A 15,890-nucleotide genomic window follows, 5' to 3' on the forward strand; every position below is an offset into this window, starting at 1 on the left:
AGCCTTCCTCTCATTGCGTACCGCGAGAACGACCATGCCCGAGCAACCCAAACACCTGCGCCGCGACTACAAGCACTTTCAGCCCATCACCACGCGCTGGCACGACAATGACATCTACGGTCATGTGAACAACGTCGTCTATTACGGGTTTTTCGACACGGCGGTGAACAACTATCTGATCCAGCAGGGCGGGCTGGATATCCAGGATGGCGACATCGTCGGCTTCGTGGTCAGTTCGGCTTGCGACTACTTCGCCTCGATCGCCTATCCGGACCTGATCGAGGTGGGCCTGCGGGTGGCCAAGCTGGGCAACTCGTCGGTGCAGTACGAGCTGGCGATCTTCCGCGAGGGCGAGCAGGAGGCCAGCGCGGCGGGCCGCTTCGTGCATGTCTTCGTCGAGCGGGCGAGCAACCGGCCGACGGCGATCCCGCCGCGCCTGCGCGCGGCGCTGGAGGCTCTGGCGTAGCGGCTGGATTCATCGAGCCAGAGAAACGAGAACGCCCGGACTCGGCAGGGCGAATCCGGGCGTTCTCGAGGGATGCAGCAGCAGGCCGGCGGCCTGCGCAGGCATCAATGGTGTTTGTGACGATGCTTGTAATGCCCCTTGGCCTTGCCGGGCGGGCCGTAGTAGTGGCGGTCGCGGTAACGGCGATCACCTCGGTAGCGGTCGTCATCATCGTCTCCGTAGGCGTTGCCGATTGCGCCACCGGCACCGCCGCCGACGGCTGCGCCGATCAGACCGCCGGTGCTGCCGCCGACCTGCTGGCCGATGACGTTGCCGCCGGCCGCGCCCAGGCCACCACCGATAGCCGCTTCGGTGCGGCTGCGCTTGTCGGCGCCGACCATGCCACCTGCCGCACCGCCGACGCCGGCGCCGATGGTCGCGCCAGTCGAGCCACCCAGATGCTCACCCACCACGGAACCGAGCGCGCCACCGAGGGCACCGCCAACGGCGGCTTCGGTGTTGCTGCCGGCAAAGGCGGCTGCGCTGAGCAGGCTGGTGGACAACAGGAAAATCGAGGCGTACTTCATGGTGTGATCCCGTATGTGGAATTGCGCCGCGATCCTCACGTGCCGCTTCGCTTCCGGCAAGGGCTTTCCGATGAAATGCGTGAAGCAGTTCCTGTTTGCTAACTCTTTGATTTTCGGTCGGAACTTGCTTTGCGGGCGGAGGTCTTAAGTCGCTTGTGCGGCGTCCGCAACTCAGTTGCGGTCGGCGCTTGCCGCCGGGCTGTAGACGCGCGGCGGGCTGCGATGCGGCAGATGAATCAGGTTCAGGTTGTGTCGCTGCGCCCAGCGTGTCGCGAGACCAGTGGGGGAGGACAGGCTGACCAGGGTCGGGATGCCTGCGCGCTGAACCTTGTGCACCAGCTCCAGGCTGCAGCGACTGGTGACGATAGCCAGGCCGCCGGCAACCTCCAATCCGTCGCGCGCCATGGCACCGATCAGCTTGTCCAGCGCGTTGTGCCGACCGATATCTTCACGCCCCAGACGTATCGTCCCCTGGTTGTCCATGAACAGGGCAGCATGTACCGCGCCGCAGTCGCGTCCCAGCGGCTGATAAGCGGAGATGCGCTCGCGCAGGTCGTGCAGCCAGTGTGCAGGCGGCAGCGCCGCTGGAGGCATGATCGGCAGCTGCGGCAGGGCCTGTTCCAACGCTTCGACGCCACACAGGCCGCAACTGCTGTTGCCGGGGAGCTGGCGGCGCTGCCGCTTGAGTTGCCAGAAGCTGCGGCTGGATATCTCGACTTCCGCCCGCCGGGCGCTGCCCTGGCCGTGCAGATGAATGTCGTAGATGTCGTTCGGCGACTCGACGATGCCGTTCGCCAGGCTGAAGCCGACGACGAAATCCTCGAGGTCCGCCGGGGAAATCATCATCACGGCCTGATTGAGCCCGTTATAGGCGATCGCCAGCGCGCATTCCTCGGCGAGGTCGACGATGCACCGTTCGGCCTCGTCGATCGGCTGATAGTGATAGCGCTGGCTGGCACCGCTGGGCGTTGGCGTAGCCGTTGCGATACCGGCGGGCAGACGGGAAGGCGCGTTCATCGGCAGGCTCGTAAGGGTCGGTTTCAGGGCCGGGGTCGGGCAACTGCGCTGCGAGCGCCGATCAGGTTGCCGGCAGCCGGTAGGGTTATGACCCCGCCCGGCCGAAGACGATTCACCGTTGGTCGGCCTTCGCCAGCATGTCGCGCACGCGCTTGGCCAGCGCGTCCAGGTTGAAGGGCTTGCTGATCATGTCCATTCCTGGTTCGAGGAAGTCCGAACTGGCCGCCTGCCTGGCATAACCGGTCATGAACAGGACCGGCAGGCCGGCGCGTTGCTGCCGTGCGATATCCGCCAGTTGGCGCCCGTTCATTCCCGGCAGGCCGACATCGGTCACCAGCAGGTCGATGTCGGGCGTGTTTTCCAGGATGCGCACCGCGGCGTTGCCATCCGCCGCTTCCAAGGCCTGGTAGCCGAGCATCTGCAACACGTCGAGAACCAGCAGACGCACGGCGGGATCGTCTTCAACCACCAGCACCGTCTCGCCCTGCCGAGCGCGCAGCGGGCCATGCACCTCGCTGGTCAGCGGTATCGCCTCGGGCTGGCTATCGAAGACCGGCAGATAGAGGCTCACCTGGGTTCCCTTGCCCGGTTCGCTGGCGATCTGAACGTGCCCGCCTGCCTGGCGGGTGAAGCCGTAGACCATGGACAGGCCCAACCCGGTGCCCTGGCCGATCGGCTTGGTGGTGAAGAAAGGCTCGAAGACGCTGGCCAGGACCTTGGCGCTCATGCCGCAGCCGCTGTCGGTCAGGCTCAGGATGACGTAGCGTCCCGGCGCCAGTTCACCTACCTCGCTCTGCTGTCGAAGCTCGACGTTGCGCGTCTCGAGCAGCAGGGAGCCGCCGTCGGGCATCGCGTCGCGGGCATTGATGACCAGGTTGAGCAGCGCGCTTTCCAGCTGGTTCTCGTCACTCGAGACCGGCCACAGACCGGCTTGCAGCTGGTTGCTGATGCGGATATGGCTGCCCAGGGTGCGGCTCAGCAGATCGTGCATCGACTCGATCAGCTGGTTGAGTTCGACGCACTTGAGATTCAGCGGCTGCCGACGCGCGAAGGCCAGCAGACGATGGGTCAGTGCCGCGGCGCGGTTGGCCGAGGTCACCGCGGCGTCGATGAAACGCTGGGTTTCATCATGGCGGCCGGACTGGATATAGCGCTGGATCAGGTCGAGGCCGCCGATGATCCCGGTCAGCATGTTGTTGAAGTCGTGGGCGATGCCGCCGGTCAGCTGGCCGACCGCTTCCATCTTCTGCGCCTGACGCAGCGCTTCCTGAGCCTGTTCGCGGCTGGCCATTTCCTTGAGCAACCGCTCATAGACTTCGGCCAGTGCCTGGGTGCGCTCCTGGATGCGGCTTTCCAGGGTCTCGTTCAGTTCGCGCAGGGCCTGCTCGGCGCGCCATCGTTCGGTGACATCCAGCGCCATGACGAAAAAACCTAGCACCTTGCCCTGGCTGTCTCGACGCGGCAGATAGTGCACCAGCATTCGTCGCGGCTGCCCATCGCGATGCGGGCTGGAGGCCTCGAAGGTCACGTGCTGGCCGGCCAGCGCGGCATGAATGCAGTCACGTCGCTCGGCATAGGCTTTCTCACCGAGCACTTCACGCACAGCTCTGCCGCGCAGCCAGCTCAGTGGGTGGCCGAACCACTCGGTGTAATAGCGATTGTTGAAGCGGAAGCGCTCGTCCTCGTCGATATAGCCGATCAGCACCGGGAGGGCGTCGGTGATCATCTTCAGCTCGGCTTCGCTCTGGCGCAGTGCGTCCTCGCTGGCCTGTTGCCGAGTGATGTCCATTACCGCGCCGGGAAAGCGTTGCGGTTGGCCATGCTCGTCGCAATGCCGCCGACCGCGCGCGAGGGCCCAGCGCACGGTGCCGTCGGCGCTGCGCAGGCGATAGCGCACCTCGAGTTCTTCGCGGCCGTCGATACATCGCGACAGCGCGGCCTGCAGGTGCGGTATGTCGTCCGGATGAACGTGATCGAAGAATGCCTGATGACGCAGCCCGGTCGGTCCCGAGCGCTCGACCGGCGCAATGCGCAGCAACTCGGCATGGTCCGGAATGCCACCGCTACGGATGTCCCAATCCCAGATCCCGACCAGGTCACTGGCCTCCAGCGCCAGCTGCAGGCGGTGCTCGCTGATCCGGTGTACTTCGGCACTGAGCTTGTAGTGCAGGGCGGTCTGCGACAGCCGGGTTTCGGTGCGCACGCGTTCGCTGGTTTCGCTCAGGCACAGCAGCAATCCGCCAATGCCGTGCGGCTCGTTGCGTATCGGGCTCAGTGCCAGGTCGAACCAGGCCTCGACCCGCTGGCCGTCGCGCTCGACCGCCAGCTGCTGGTTGCGCAGCGTTCGCGGCTCGCCGCGCCGGGCTCTGTCGCATGCCGGGGCGAGCAGCTCCCAGGTCGCGCCCCAGCGCCGGCAGGCCGGCATGCCCAGTTCGGCCGGGTGGCGGTCGCCGATAAGCCGGGCATGGGCGTCGTTGTACAACTGCAGCGCCTGGTCGCCCCAGAGGATGCACATGGGCAGCGGCGCTTCGAGGATGGTGTCGAGCAGCAACCGCAGCGTCTGCGGCCAGCTATCGAGCGGGCCGAGCACGCTTTCTTTCCAGGCATGCCGGCGAATGCGCTCGCTCATCTCGCTTTGACTGTGGGGCCAGAACTCGGCGCCTACTGCTGCCATGTCACTTCCTATCGATCATCCGTGGCTTTTGAACCGCGAATGCCGGGTCTCGACGACCGGCGTTCGCTGTTTCGATGTTGCTCGGCCCTAACCCATCCTGAGTCGGTTCTGCCGGCGGCAATTGTTGCGTAGTGTAAGGCTTCTGGCCGACCCACGGCAGAGCCAGCCGTCACGCCAGCGGGCCGGTCAGGCTGCTTGCCAGGTCGCGATAATCCTCGACGGCGGCGAACTCCTCGGTATCCTTCGGCGCGCGGCGACTGTCCGGCTCGCGCACCGCGAGCAGATGGGCGATGCCGAAACGCCGGGCACTGCGCAAGATCGGCAGGCTATCGTCGATGAACAGGGCACGTGACGGGTCGAACTCCAGATCCTGGCGCAGCGCATACCAGAACTGCGCTTCCTCTTTCGGGTAGCCATAGTCGTGGGAGCTGATCAGGCGGTCGAACCAGGGCGCCAGTTCGATTTTTTCCAGCTTCAGCGACAACGAGTCGCGGTGGGCGTTGGTGATCAGCACCACGCGCTTGCCGGCCTGGCGCAGCGCGGCGAGAAACTCGTCGGCGCTGGGCCGGAGGGCGATCAGCTCGGCGATCTCGCGTTTCATCTCGCGGATCGGCAGATTCAGCTCGCGCGACCAGTAGTCCAGGCAATACCAGGTGAGCTTGCCGACGTGTTCGTTGAACAGCGGCGCCAGCTCCAGCTCGGCCATGGCGCGGCTGATGCCGTGCAGGTCGGCGTAGCGTTGCGGCAAGAGCTCGAGCCAGAAGTGATTGTCGAAGTGAAGATCCAGCAGAGTGCCGTCCATGTCGAGCAGGACGGTGTCGATGTCGGGCCAGGGCAGGGTGGCGGTCATGGGCGGGCTCGGGTCGGCGAAGGGGACGAACAGGGCGTTCAGCTGGTCGCAAAGCATTCGCGGCCAGCGCGGGAACACGGGTTATGATAGCCGCTCGCGTTTCCAGGAGTTTCCCATGCGCCAGAAACCCACCGTGCTAGCTCGTGAAATCGTTGCCAGCAGCCGCCTGTTCCGCGTCGAGGAATTGCAATTGCGCTTTTCCAACGGCGTGGAGCGTACTTACGAGCGCCTGGTCGGAAAGGGCAGCGGCTATGGCGCGGTGATGATCGTGGCGCTGGCCGACGCCGAGAACGCGCTGCTGGTCGAAGAGTATTGCGGCGGGACCGACAGCTACGAGCTGTCGCTGCCCAAGGGGCTGATCGAGCCGGGCGAGGACGTGCTGGAGGCGGCCAACCGCGAGTTGAAGGAGGAGGCCGGCTTCGGCGCCCGGCGCCTGGAGCTGCTCACCGAACTGTCGCTGTCACCCGGCTACATGAGCCAGAAGATCCAGGTCGTGCTGGCCCGCGATCTCTATCCAGAACGGCTGCCAGGCGACGAACCCGAGCCGATGCGGCTCGACAAGGTCAGCCTGCACGAGCTGTCCAGCCTGGTACAGCATCCACAGTTCAGCGAAGGCCGCGCACTGGCGGCGCTCTATCTGGCGCGTGATCTGCTGACCCAGCGCGGGGAGTTCGGCCAATGAGTCATCCTTATCTTTCGGCGGTGATCGATCTGGTGCGCCAGGCCGGTGAGGCGATCCTGCCGCACTGGCGCAGCGAGCTGGAGGTACAGGCCAAGGCCGACCAGTCACCGGTGACGGCGGCGGACATGGCGGCACATCATGTGTTGCTCAATGGTCTCAAGGCGCTCGACGGCAGCATCCCGGTGCTCTCCGAGGAGGACTGCGAGGTGCCGCTGGCCGAGCGTGCCGGCTGGACGCGCTGGTGGTTGGTCGACCCGCTGGACGGCACCAAGGAGTTCATCGCCGGCAGCGCGGAATTCACCGTCAATGTGGCGCTGATCGAACAGGGCGAGGTGCGCTTCGGCGTGGTCGGCATTCCGGCATCCGGGCGCTGCTACTACGGCGGCAAGGATTTCGGCGCCTGGCGCAGTGAGCCCGATGGCGCGGCGCAGCCCTTGCGCGTGCGCCAGCACCCCACGGGGGCCTTCACCGTCGTCGCCAGTCGGCGGCACAGCAGCCCGGCGCAGGAGCAGCTGCTGAACAGCATGCGCGAGCGCTTCGGGGAGCTGGCGTTGGCCAATGTCGGCAGCTCGCTGAAGTTCTGCCTGCTCGCCGAAGGCTCAGCCGATTGCTATCCAAGGCTGGCGCCAACCTCGCAATGGGACACCGCAGCGGCACAGGGCGTGCTGGAAGGCGCCGGTGGCGAAGTGCTGGAGGTGGGAGGTGCGCCGTTGCGCTACGAGGCGCGGGAAAGCTATCTGAATCCGTCGTTCCTGGCACTGCCGGTCGGCGTCGATTGGCGCGAGATGCTGTTCGAGCTGGCCGGCCGCGACTGATCGTGCGAGCCGGGCGCGCGATCGACAGGGTATATGCTGCGCCGCCCTGGCGCAGCCGATCACTTGTGCAGTACGAACTGCCCGGTGAAGCGCACGGCATCGCGACCGTCGGCGGCGAGGATGCGGCTGTGCAGTTCCAGGCGCGAGCGCCCGCGCCGACGATAGATCGCCTCGAAACGCTCCCAGGCCTCGGGACTCGGGGCCGAGCAGATGGCCATGGCGTCGTCGACCACCGGCAGGGGATATTCGATCTTGCCTTCGTGGATGACGATGTGCCCGTCCTCGATACCGGCTTCGCGCAGGCGCAGATGCAGCCAGCCCCAGCCCGCCAGCACGGCAGCGCAGTAGAGACTGCCGCCGAACATGCTGCTCTTGTGATTGATATTCGGCTGCAGCGGCACCTGCAGGCGCAGCTCGTGGTTTTCCCAGCGCTCGACACGCAGCCCCAGCGAGCGGGTCAGCGGAATGTCGTGATGGAGGATGGCTTCCAGGTAGCGGCTATCGCGGCTCATGCCGGGTAGATTCCTAAACGTTGCGAAGATACAGACAGACGCCAAGCATGACTCCTGAGTCACGCTTTGGCCAGTCCGTTCAGGCATTAGTCCAGGGCCGCCAGATCCGCTGTGCGCCCGGCCCTGCGTGCCCCGGGCCGGTGCCGTGGCGGTTGGCAGTGACGTTCGCTGGTGCGCCGCTAGCCGTTGGTCTTGCTGCGATAGGCGCAGTAACCGGGGCGCGGCCCGATGCGCGGGTGGTTGCGGCAGGTATCCGGACGCTTGGCATAGACCGTGCACAGACGCGTCTTGCGGTCCAGATAGAGGCAGTCGCCATTGGTCAGGCGCGTCAGCGTGAAGATCTCGTGCTTGTGATTGAAGTGCTCGACGATGCCGGCCTTGCTCAGGCGCTTGGCGATGTTCTTCGCCGGCTCGTCGCGCTCGAAGGCGTCCACCAGCTCCAGGCGGATCAGGTCATCGATGCGCACCTCCACCGGCAGGGTGCAGCAGGTCGCATGGCAGTCGCGGCACAGGCCGGCGCTGTAGCGCACCCAGGTTTCCAGGCGTTCCGGGTCGGCGGAGGCGATCAGTCTTGTCTTCACGGGAGGTCTTTCGGTGCGGTTGGGCGCGCGGATCATAACGGCTCGCGCGTTAATTACCAGTGCCTTCCGGCGCTGGCCACCGGACAGGCGGTAGCGCAGATGTAAAGGAAACCTGTAACCCTTTTCGGAAACGCCGAATCAGAGGTGAACGGGCGCGGCTGCCGTGAGTCCCTCTTGTGTGTCTTCGCTAACCGAGGTCTGTCCATGACGCAGGAATCAGCCACTGTCACCGCCGAAGAAGTCGCCGCTTTTCGCGAGCGGGTTTTGCGCAAGCTCACCTACTCGGTGGGCAAGGATCCGGAGAACGCTTCCGACTATGACTGGTTCCATGCGGTCGCCCTTGCCACCCGCGACAGCACCATTGATCGCTGGATGGACTGCACGCGCGAGGCCTATACCGGCGGGCAGAAGCGGGTCTACTACCTTTCGCTGGAGTTCCTGATCGGTCGTCTGCTGGTCGACAGCCTGAGCAACTTGGGCCTGTTCGAGGTGGCGCGCGAGGCGCTGGCCGGGCTGGATGTGGACATCGATCGCATCCGCCTGCTGGAGCCTGACGCGGCGCTCGGCAACGGCGGCCTGGGGCGGCTCGCAGCCTGTTTCATGGAGAGCATGGCGACCCTCGGGGTGGTCTCCCATGGCTATGGCATTCGCTATGACCACGGCCTGTTTCGCCAGGCGATCGTCGACGGCTGGCAGCACGAGCAAACCGAGACCTGGCTGGATTTCGGCAACCCCTGGGAGTTCGAGCGCTCAGAGGTCAAGTACCTGATCGGCTTCGGCGGCAGCGTCACGGCGACCACCAACGAGCAGGGCGAGGTCCAGCATTTCTGGCACTGGGCCGAGGGTGTGCGGGCGATCGCCTACGACACGCCCATCGTCGGCTGGCGCGGTGCCGGGGTGAATACGCTGCGCCTGTGGCGCGCGCGGCCGGAAGCGGACTTCCACCTGGCGCGCTTCAATGCTGGTGACCACATCGGCGCCGCGGCGGAAGAGGCCCGCGCCGAGAGCATCTCGCGGGTGCTCTATCCGGCCGACAGCACCGAGGCCGGTCAGGAGCTGCGTCTGCGCCAGGAGTACTTCTTCGTTGCCGCCTCGCTGCAGGATCTGCTGCGCCGCCATCTCAAGCAGCGCGGCTCGCTGGACAGCCTGCCCGACTACACATCGATCCAGCTCAACGACACCCATCCGGCGATTGCCGTGGCCGAGCTGATGCGGCTGCTTGTCGACGTACACAGCTACGAATGGCGGCATGCCTGGCGGCTGACTACCGCCACCCTGTCCTACACCAACCACACCCTGCTGCCCGAGGCGCTGGAGACCTGGCCGGTGGGGCTGATGGAACGCCTGCTGCCACGGCACATGCAGATCATCTACCTGATCAATGCCTACCACCTGGACAACCTGCGCGAGCGCGGCATCCACGACGCCGAGCTGCTGCGCTCGGTGTCGCTGATCGAGGAGGAGCACGGTCGGCGGGTGCGCATGGGCAACCTGGCCTTCCTCGGTTCGCACAGCACCAACGGCGTGTCCGGTCTGCATACGCAGCTGATGCGCAAGACCGTGTTCACCGACCTGCATCGGCTCTACCCGCAGCGGATCAACAGCAAGACCAATGGCATCACCTTCCGCCGCTGGCTGTACCAGGCCAATCCGCAGCTGACCCGGCTGCTGGTCGAGCACCTGGGCGAGGAGGTGCTCGATGCGCCGGAAACGCGCCTGCGTGAACTCGAGCCCTATGCCGACCAGGCCGGCTTCCGCCAGCGCTTTGCCGAACAGCGGCTGGCCAACAAGCGGCATCTGGCCAATGTTATCCAGGAGCGGCTGGGCATCAGTGTCGATCCGAACGCGCTGTTCGACGTGCATGTCAAACGCATCCACGAGTACAAGCGCCAGCTGCTCAACCTGCTGCACACCGTGGCGCTGTACCAGGCCATTCGCTCCGATCCGGGCGGCAACTGGGTGCCGCGGGTGAAGATCTTCGCCGGCAAGGCGGCCGCCAGCTATCACCAGGCCAAGCTGATCATCAAGCTGACCAACGACATCGCCAACACCATCAACGCCGACCCGACCGTGCGTGGGCTGCTCAAGGTGGTGTTCCTGCCCAATTACAACGTCAGCCTGGCCGAGGACATCATTCCCGCGGCGGACCTGTCCGAGCAGATTTCCACCGCCGGGCTCGAGGCTTCCGGCACCAGCAACATGAAGTTTGCCCTCAATGGTGCGCTGACCATCGGCACCCTCGACGGCGCCAACGTGGAGATGAGCGAGCAGATCGGCCTGGAGCACATGTTCATCTTCGGGCTCACCGCGCAGGAAGTGAACGTGCGCAAGCAGGCCAACGAATATAACGCCGAGGCCATCATCGCCGCTTCGCCGCGGCTGGCCGAGGTGCTTTCGGCCATTCGCGGCGGTGCCTTCTCGCCGGGTGACGCCGGGCGCTATACCGGCCTTGTTGATGGTATCAGCTGGCACGATACCTTCATGGTCTGCGCCGATTTCGAGGCCTACTGGCAGGCCCAGCTGGAGGTCGAGGAGCGCTGGCGCGACCCGGCCCGCTGGTGGCGTTCCTCGGTGCTCAATACCGCGCGTACGGGCTGGTTCTCGTCCGATCGCACCATCCGCGAGTACGCCCGGGAGATATGGAAAGTGATGTAGCGGCAGGCCCGCCGGCGCTTTGTCGCTGGCGGGCAGCCGGAACCTGTGGGGCGCTGCGCTCGTGCTGGCAATCTGCTCGCCGCTGCGCTGAACTCTGCGGGGGGCGAACCGGTCTGAGGGGAGTTAGTTTTCCTACGGCCTGCTAAACTGCGCGGGTTTATCCTTCCTCCGGAGCCATTTCCATGTCACGCGTAACCCTCAGTCGCTTCCTCATCGAGCAGACTCGCAGCAACAACACCCCGGCGGATCTGCGCTTTCTCATCGAGGTCGTGGCGCGTGCGTGCAAGGCGATCAGCCACCAGGTCTCCAAGGGCGCGCTGGGCGGCGTGCTGGGCAGTGCCGGTAGCGAGAACGTGCAGGGCGAAGTGCAGAAGAAGCTCGACGTGCTCTCCAACGAAATCCTGCTGGAAGCCAACGAGTGGGGCGGCCACCTGGCCGGCATGGCGTCCGAGGAAATGGACAACGCCTACCAGATTCCCGGCAAGTACCCGAAGGGCGCCTATCTGCTGGTCTTCGACCCGCTGGACGGCTCCAGCAACATCGACGTGAACGTCTCGGTCGGCACCATATTCTCCGTGCTGCGCTGCCCGGATGCCTGCTTCAGCCAGAACGACGCTCTCGGCGAGGAAGCCTTCCTGCAGCCGGGCACCAAACAGGTCGCCGCCGGTTATGCCATCTACGGCCCGCAGACCATGCTGGTACTGACCCTCGGCCATGGCGTCATGGGCTTTACCCTCGACCGCGAGCTGGGCAGCTTCGTGCTCACCCATGAGAACCTCAGCGTGCCGCAGAGCACCGCCGAGTTCGCCATCAACATGTCCAACCAGCGCCATTGGGAAGAACCGGTCAAGCGCTACGTCAGCGAGCTGCTAGCCGGCAAGGAAGGCCCGCTGGGCAAGAACTACAACATGCGCTGGATCGCCTCGATGGTCGCCGACGTGCACCGTATCCTCACCCGCGGCGGCATCTTCATGTACCCGCGCGACGCCCGCGAGCCGGACAAGGCTGGCAAGTTGCGCCTGATGTACGAGGCCAACCCGATGTCGATGATCATCGAACAGGCCGGCGGTGCCGCCACCACCGGTTCCCAGCGCATCCTCGAGATCCAGCCGGATTCCCTGCACCAGCGCGTGCCGGTGTTCCTCGGCTCGAAGGAAGAAGTCGAGCGCGTCACCGGCTATCACCAGGGCTGACCGGTGCAGGCGTCCTGGCAGGAGTTGCTCCACTGGTGGTTCGGCCAGGGCACCAGCGCAAGCGAGATCGCGGCTGAGAAGCAGCGCCTCTGGTTCGGTTACCGTCCAGAGCAGGATGCCGAGGCCTGCGAACGCTTCGGCGCACTGGTCGAACAGGCGTTGAACGGAGAGCTGCAGGACTGGGCCGAATTGCCCGAAGGCTGGCTGGCCTTGGTACTGCTGCTCGACCAGCTGCCACGCATGATCCACCGCGACACCCCGCGGGCCTTCGCCGGCGATGAGCGCGCACAGCAGCTGGTCCGCGATGGTCTGGCCCATGGCGGCGACATGCTGCTCTCGCCGATCCAGCGGGTATTCATCTATCTCGTGCTGGAACACGCGGAGAACCTGGCGGTGCAGGATCTGGCGGTGGCGCACTTCACGGCCCTGCGCGACATCGCTGCCGAACACGAGCAGGTGCTGTTCGCCGGCTTTCTCGACTATGCCGAACGCCATCGGGACGTCATTTCCCGCTTCGGCCGTTTCCCGCATCGCAACGCCATTCTCGGACGTGACAGCAGCGACGCCGAACGATCATTCCTGCAGCAGCCGGGTTCGTCGTTCTAGCGTGCCGCCGTCGTAGCGCTGCAGAAACATCGCTCGGCAATGCTGAACTTAAAAAGAAGCAAGGAGCTCGATATGTCATTGCGTACCCCATTGCTGATTGTCTGCACGGCTCTGCTGGCCGCCTGCAGCCCGATCACCCAGGAGAACTTCGCCAAGCTCAAGCCCGGCATGGAGCGGGTGGAGGTGGAGAAGCTGCTCGGCAAGCCTTCGGAATGCGCCGGCGCGCTGGGCATGTCCAGTTGTACCTGGGGTGAGAAGAACCGCTTCATCAGCGTCCAGTTCGCCGGCGACAAGGTGATGATGTTTTCCGGCAAGGGGCTGCAATAACCACTGATGCAACCCTGGAGAGATCCGATGCGTGCAAGTGTCGCCCTGCTGTGCTTGATGATGCTGTTGAGTGGCTGTGTGGGAGGCGGGCGCGAACGGCCGCCGGAAACCGTGGGCGAGGTGAATCTCGAGCGCTACCAGGGCACCTGGTACGAGCTGGCACGTTTGCCGATGTACTTTCAGCGTGACTGCCTGCGCTCCGAAGCGCACTACCAATTGAAGGACGACGGCCATGTCGCGGTGACCAATCGCTGCGAGACGGAAGATGGCGAATGGCAGGAAGCCAAGGGTGAGGCGGTACCGCAGGAGGCCGGGCGTACCGATCGACTATGGGTGCGCTTCGATAACTGGTTCAGCCGGCTGTTCCCCGATCTGACCAAGGGACACTACTGGGTGCTCTACCTCGACGAGGGCTACAACACCGCGCTGGTCGGCAGCCCCGACCGCAAGTACCTCTGGCTGCTGGCGCGCGACGCCGAGGTCGACCAGGCTACGCGGGAGCGCCTGCTCAGCGAGGCCGAACGCAGGGGCTACGACACCTCCGGGCTGATCTGGCGCCGATGAGCGTTCAGCGCTCGGCGCCGCTCACTGCCATTTCAGGCGCGCCAGCTGCCAGTTGCCGTTCTCCTGTCGCCATTCCAGCCTGACCTGATAGTGCCCGGCCTGCTGCGGCAACAGCGCCTCGGCGCCGGTCAGCGCAACCTGCGCTTCGGTATAGCCGCGGTCCGGGTAAGTCGCATCGATCCAGCTGCGCTGGCTCAGGACGATCACCCGGACGTTGCGGTGGCGCAGGAACATCAGCGTCGCCGTGCGCAGCGCCCATTCCTGATCGTACTGCCGCTGGGCCTGGAAATCGGCGTGCAGCAGCGCCATCAGCTCCCCGGTCTGCTTGCTCTCCAGGCTCGTCTGCAGCTGTTCTGCCGCGCGCTGCAGCGCCGCCTGCGGATCGTCCCGTCCGCAGCCGACAAGTGCCAGCAGTACCGCCAGCGCCGCTATTTTCCATGCTGACATGCTCAACTCCCCGAACCTCGCTATGATGCCGCAAACGTCATGCGGGCCGGCCGGCCCGCCGCAGATCAGGAGTGTGCCATGCAGCCCTTGTATCCGGAGATCAAACCCTACGCCCGGCACGAGCTGGCGGTGGAAGAACCGCATGTGCTCTATGTCGACGAGAGTGGATCGCCGGACGGCCTGCCGGTGCTGTTCGTCCATGGCGGCCCTGGCGGTGGCTGCGATGCCATCAGCCGGCGCTTCTTCGATCCGACCCTGTACCGCATCATCACCTTCGACCAACGCGGTTGTGGTCGCTCGACACCGCATGCCAGCCTGGAGAACAACACCACCGCACACCTGATCGCCGACATTCAGCGCATCCGCGAGCATCTGGGTATCGACAAGTGGGTGCTGTTCGGTGGCTCCTGGGGCTCGACGCTGTCGCTGGCCTATGCCCAGGCCTTCCCCGAACACGTGCACGCGCTGATCCTGCGCGGCATCTTCCTCTGCCGGCCCGAGGACCTGTCCTGGTTCTATCAGGAAGGCGCCAGCCGGTTGTTCCCCGATTACTGGCAGGATTTCCTCGCGCCGATTCCGCCCGAGGAGCGCGATGATCTGATGTCAGCCTTCTATCGTCGCCTTACCGGCAGCGATCAGATCGCCCAGATGCACGCGGCCAAGTCCTGGTCGTGCTGGGAGGGCCGCACAGCGACGCTGCGACCCAACTCCAACGTCGTCGAGCGCTTCGCCGATCCGCACCGGGCGCTGTCGATGGCGCGCATCGAGTGCCATTACTTCGTCAACCACGCCTTCCTCGAACCCGATCAGCTGCTACGCGACATGCCGAAGATCGCCCACCTGCCGGGCATCATCGTGCATGGCCGCTACGATGCGATCTGCCCGCTGGACAACGCCTGGGCACTGCACCAGGCCTGGCCCAACAGCGAGCTGCAGATCATCCGCGATGCCGGGCACTCGGCGGCGGAAGTCGGTATCACCGATGCGCTGGTCCGTGCCACCGGTGAGATCGCCCACCGCCTGCTCGACCTGCCGCCGGCGGATGCCGAATGAAGGGGCTGATCCAGCGGGTTCGCCAGGCGCGGGTCGAGGTGGCTGGCGAGGTAGTCGGTGCCATCGATCAGGGTTTGCTGGTGCTGGTCGGTGTCGAGCGCGAAGACGATCAGGCGCGCGCCGACAAGCTGCTGCACAAGCTGCTCAACTACCGGGTGTTCAGCGACGAGCAGGGCAAGATGAACCGGTCGCTGAAGGACATCGGCGGCGGCCTGCTGCTGGTTTCGCAGTTCACCTTGGCCGCCGACACCCGCAGCGGCCTGCGCCCGAGTTTTTCCAGCGCGGCGCCACCTGCGCAAGGCGAGGCGCTGTACGACTATCTGCTGGCGCAGGCGCGCGACCAGCATCCCCTGGTTGCCTGTGGGCGCTTCGGCGCGGAGATGCAGGTACATCTGGTCAACGACGGCCCGGTGACCTTTCTCCTCGAAAGCTGAGTTTCAGTGGCGCATCGGTTCCAGATCGTTGTCGCGCAACCAAGTAATAGCGTATTCGCGTAGCTGTACGGTCTGGTAGCGCAGCCAGGCCTCCCTGACCTCGGGGAAGTCCTCCAGCTTGAAATCGAAGGTGCGTAGCGGCTTGCGCCCCTTGAGCGCATTGCTGAGCACCGCATGGGCGATGGGATCGTGCTGGGTGAACAGGAAGGCCTCACGCATGGTGATCGATTGCGCGAGGTCCAGCGGTTCGATGTGCAGGTAGCGGTCCTCCTTGACGTCATACTTCTCCATGGCCCCGGGAGGAGGATCACCGGGAAAGATCGCGCGGATTTCGCCGCTTTCCAGATCCAGGTAGTACTCGGCGATGTCGCGTCCGTCCAGAGCATATTCCAGACGGTGCATGTCGATGGTCAGTGGTCGCATGGCAAGAACGGCTCTTTTAGGGATT

18 protein-coding genes are annotated in these 15,890 nt (G+C 65.1%); 10 read left to right on the forward strand and 8 right to left on the reverse strand.

Features of this window, described 5'->3' with window-relative positions; translation table 11 throughout:
• The first annotated feature begins 34 nt into the window (after window positions 1–34).
• Window positions 35–466, forward strand: a complete 432-nt coding sequence (locus OUY36_RS01995; protein ID WP_102839422.1) for an acyl-CoA thioesterase — start codon at window positions 35–37, stop codon at window positions 464–466.
• Between the two features lie 104 nt (window positions 467–570).
• Here the strand turns inward: OUY36_RS01995 and OUY36_RS02000 are convergent, their stop codons facing one another.
• The 4 genes from OUY36_RS02000 to yrfG form a co-directional block, all read right to left on the reverse strand.
• A complete protein-coding gene (locus OUY36_RS02000; protein ID WP_102839423.1) occupies window positions 571–1,032 on the reverse strand; it encodes a YMGG-like glycine zipper-containing protein in 462 nt (153 codons plus the stop codon).
• Window positions 1,033–1,203: 171 nt separating this feature from the next.
• Window positions 1,204–2,049, reverse strand: a complete 846-nt coding sequence (gene fdhD / locus OUY36_RS02005) for a formate dehydrogenase accessory sulfurtransferase FdhD (RefSeq protein ID WP_267936523.1) — start codon at window positions 2,047–2,049, stop codon at window positions 1,204–1,206.
• Window positions 2,050–2,161: 112 nt separating this feature from the next.
• Window positions 2,162–4,723, reverse strand: a complete 2,562-nt coding sequence (locus OUY36_RS02010) for a hybrid sensor histidine kinase/response regulator (protein ID WP_267936525.1) — start codon at window positions 4,721–4,723, stop codon at window positions 2,162–2,164.
• A 169-nt stretch (window positions 4,724–4,892) separates the two neighbouring features.
• Window positions 4,893–5,573: a GMP/IMP nucleotidase gene (gene yrfG / locus OUY36_RS02015; RefSeq protein WP_200596290.1), complete on the reverse strand. Its 681-nt coding sequence runs from the start codon at window positions 5,571–5,573 to the stop codon at window positions 4,893–4,895.
• Between the two features lie 115 nt (window positions 5,574–5,688).
• Here yrfG and nudE point away from each other — a divergent pair, with 115 nt between their 5' ends.
• Together nudE and cysQ are read left to right on the forward strand one after the other, a co-directional pair.
• Entirely contained in the window at window positions 5,689–6,255 is a 567-nt protein-coding gene (gene nudE, locus OUY36_RS02020; protein ID WP_110778352.1) for an ADP compounds hydrolase NudE, read from the forward strand.
• Window positions 6,252–7,070 (forward strand): 3'(2'),5'-bisphosphate nucleotidase CysQ, encoded by an 819-nt coding sequence (gene cysQ / locus OUY36_RS02025; RefSeq protein WP_267936528.1) that lies wholly within the window; start codon window positions 6,252–6,254, stop codon window positions 7,068–7,070. The genes nudE and cysQ overlap by 4 nt, the downstream gene beginning before the upstream one ends.
• A gap of 59 nt (window positions 7,071–7,129) precedes the next feature.
• On the opposite strand, the gene OUY36_RS02030 is transcribed toward cysQ, so the two are convergent.
• Together OUY36_RS02030 and OUY36_RS02035 are read right to left on the reverse strand one after the other, a co-directional pair.
• Entirely contained in the window at window positions 7,130–7,582 is a 453-nt protein-coding gene (locus OUY36_RS02030) for a thioesterase domain-containing protein (protein ID WP_020306830.1), read from the reverse strand.
• A gap of 179 nt (window positions 7,583–7,761) precedes the next feature.
• A complete protein-coding gene (locus tag OUY36_RS02035; protein ID WP_020306829.1) occupies window positions 7,762–8,163 on the reverse strand; it encodes a YkgJ family cysteine cluster protein in 402 nt (133 codons plus the stop codon).
• A 204-nt stretch (window positions 8,164–8,367) separates the two neighbouring features.
• Between OUY36_RS02035 and OUY36_RS02040 the strand changes: the two genes are divergently transcribed.
• The 5 genes from OUY36_RS02040 (at window position 8,368) to OUY36_RS02060 (ending at window position 13,508) form a co-directional block, all read left to right on the forward strand.
• The gene (locus OUY36_RS02040) at window positions 8,368–10,818 is read left to right on the forward strand and encodes a glycogen/starch/alpha-glucan phosphorylase (RefSeq protein WP_208217292.1); all 2,451 of its coding nucleotides are present in this window, start codon (window positions 8,368–8,370) and stop codon (window positions 10,816–10,818) included.
• Window positions 10,819–11,000: 182 nt separating this feature from the next.
• On the forward strand, window positions 11,001–12,011 hold the full coding sequence (locus tag OUY36_RS02045; RefSeq protein WP_063541628.1) for a class 1 fructose-bisphosphatase: 1,011 nt from the start codon (window positions 11,001–11,003) through the stop codon (window positions 12,009–12,011).
• Between the two features lie 3 nt (window positions 12,012–12,014).
• A complete protein-coding gene (locus tag OUY36_RS02050) occupies window positions 12,015–12,617 on the forward strand; it encodes a DUF924 family protein (RefSeq protein ID WP_267936532.1) in 603 nt (200 codons plus the stop codon).
• Window positions 12,618–12,689: 72 nt separating this feature from the next.
• Complete coding sequence (gene bamE / locus OUY36_RS02055) at window positions 12,690–12,944, forward strand: outer membrane protein assembly factor BamE domain-containing protein (protein WP_063541632.1); 255 nt, start codon at window positions 12,690–12,692, stop codon at window positions 12,942–12,944.
• 27 nt (window positions 12,945–12,971) lie between these two features.
• Window positions 12,972–13,508, forward strand: a complete 537-nt coding sequence (locus OUY36_RS02060; protein WP_267936535.1) for a lipocalin family protein — start codon at window positions 12,972–12,974, stop codon at window positions 13,506–13,508.
• Between the two features lie 21 nt (window positions 13,509–13,529).
• Here the strand turns inward: OUY36_RS02060 and OUY36_RS02065 are convergent, their stop codons facing one another.
• Window positions 13,530–13,955 carry a hypothetical protein gene (locus OUY36_RS02065; protein ID WP_267936537.1) on the reverse strand — a complete coding sequence of 142 codons (426 nt, stop codon included), beginning with the start codon at window positions 13,953–13,955 and terminating at the stop codon, window positions 13,530–13,532.
• A 78-nt stretch (window positions 13,956–14,033) separates the two neighbouring features.
• Here OUY36_RS02065 and pip point away from each other — a divergent pair, with 78 nt between their 5' ends.
• Window positions 14,034–15,008 (forward strand): prolyl aminopeptidase, encoded by a 975-nt coding sequence (gene pip, locus OUY36_RS02070; protein ID WP_063541638.1) that lies wholly within the window; start codon window positions 14,034–14,036, stop codon window positions 15,006–15,008.
• Entirely contained in the window at window positions 15,005–15,442 is a 438-nt protein-coding gene (gene dtd / locus OUY36_RS02075) for a D-aminoacyl-tRNA deacylase (protein ID WP_102839433.1), read from the forward strand. Before pip ends, dtd begins: the two co-directional genes overlap by 4 nt.
• Before the next feature lie 3 nt (window positions 15,443–15,445).
• Here the strand turns inward: dtd and OUY36_RS02080 are convergent, their stop codons facing one another.
• Complete coding sequence (locus tag OUY36_RS02080; RefSeq protein WP_267936540.1) at window positions 15,446–15,865, reverse strand: UPF0158 family protein; 420 nt, start codon at window positions 15,863–15,865, stop codon at window positions 15,446–15,448.
• Window positions 15,866–15,890 lie beyond the last annotated feature (25 nt).

Origin of the sequence: Stutzerimonas sp. R40042 (genome assembly GCF_026642215.1) — a bacterium.
Taxonomy (GTDB): Bacteria; Pseudomonadota; Gammaproteobacteria; order Pseudomonadales; family Pseudomonadaceae; genus Stutzerimonas; species Stutzerimonas frequens.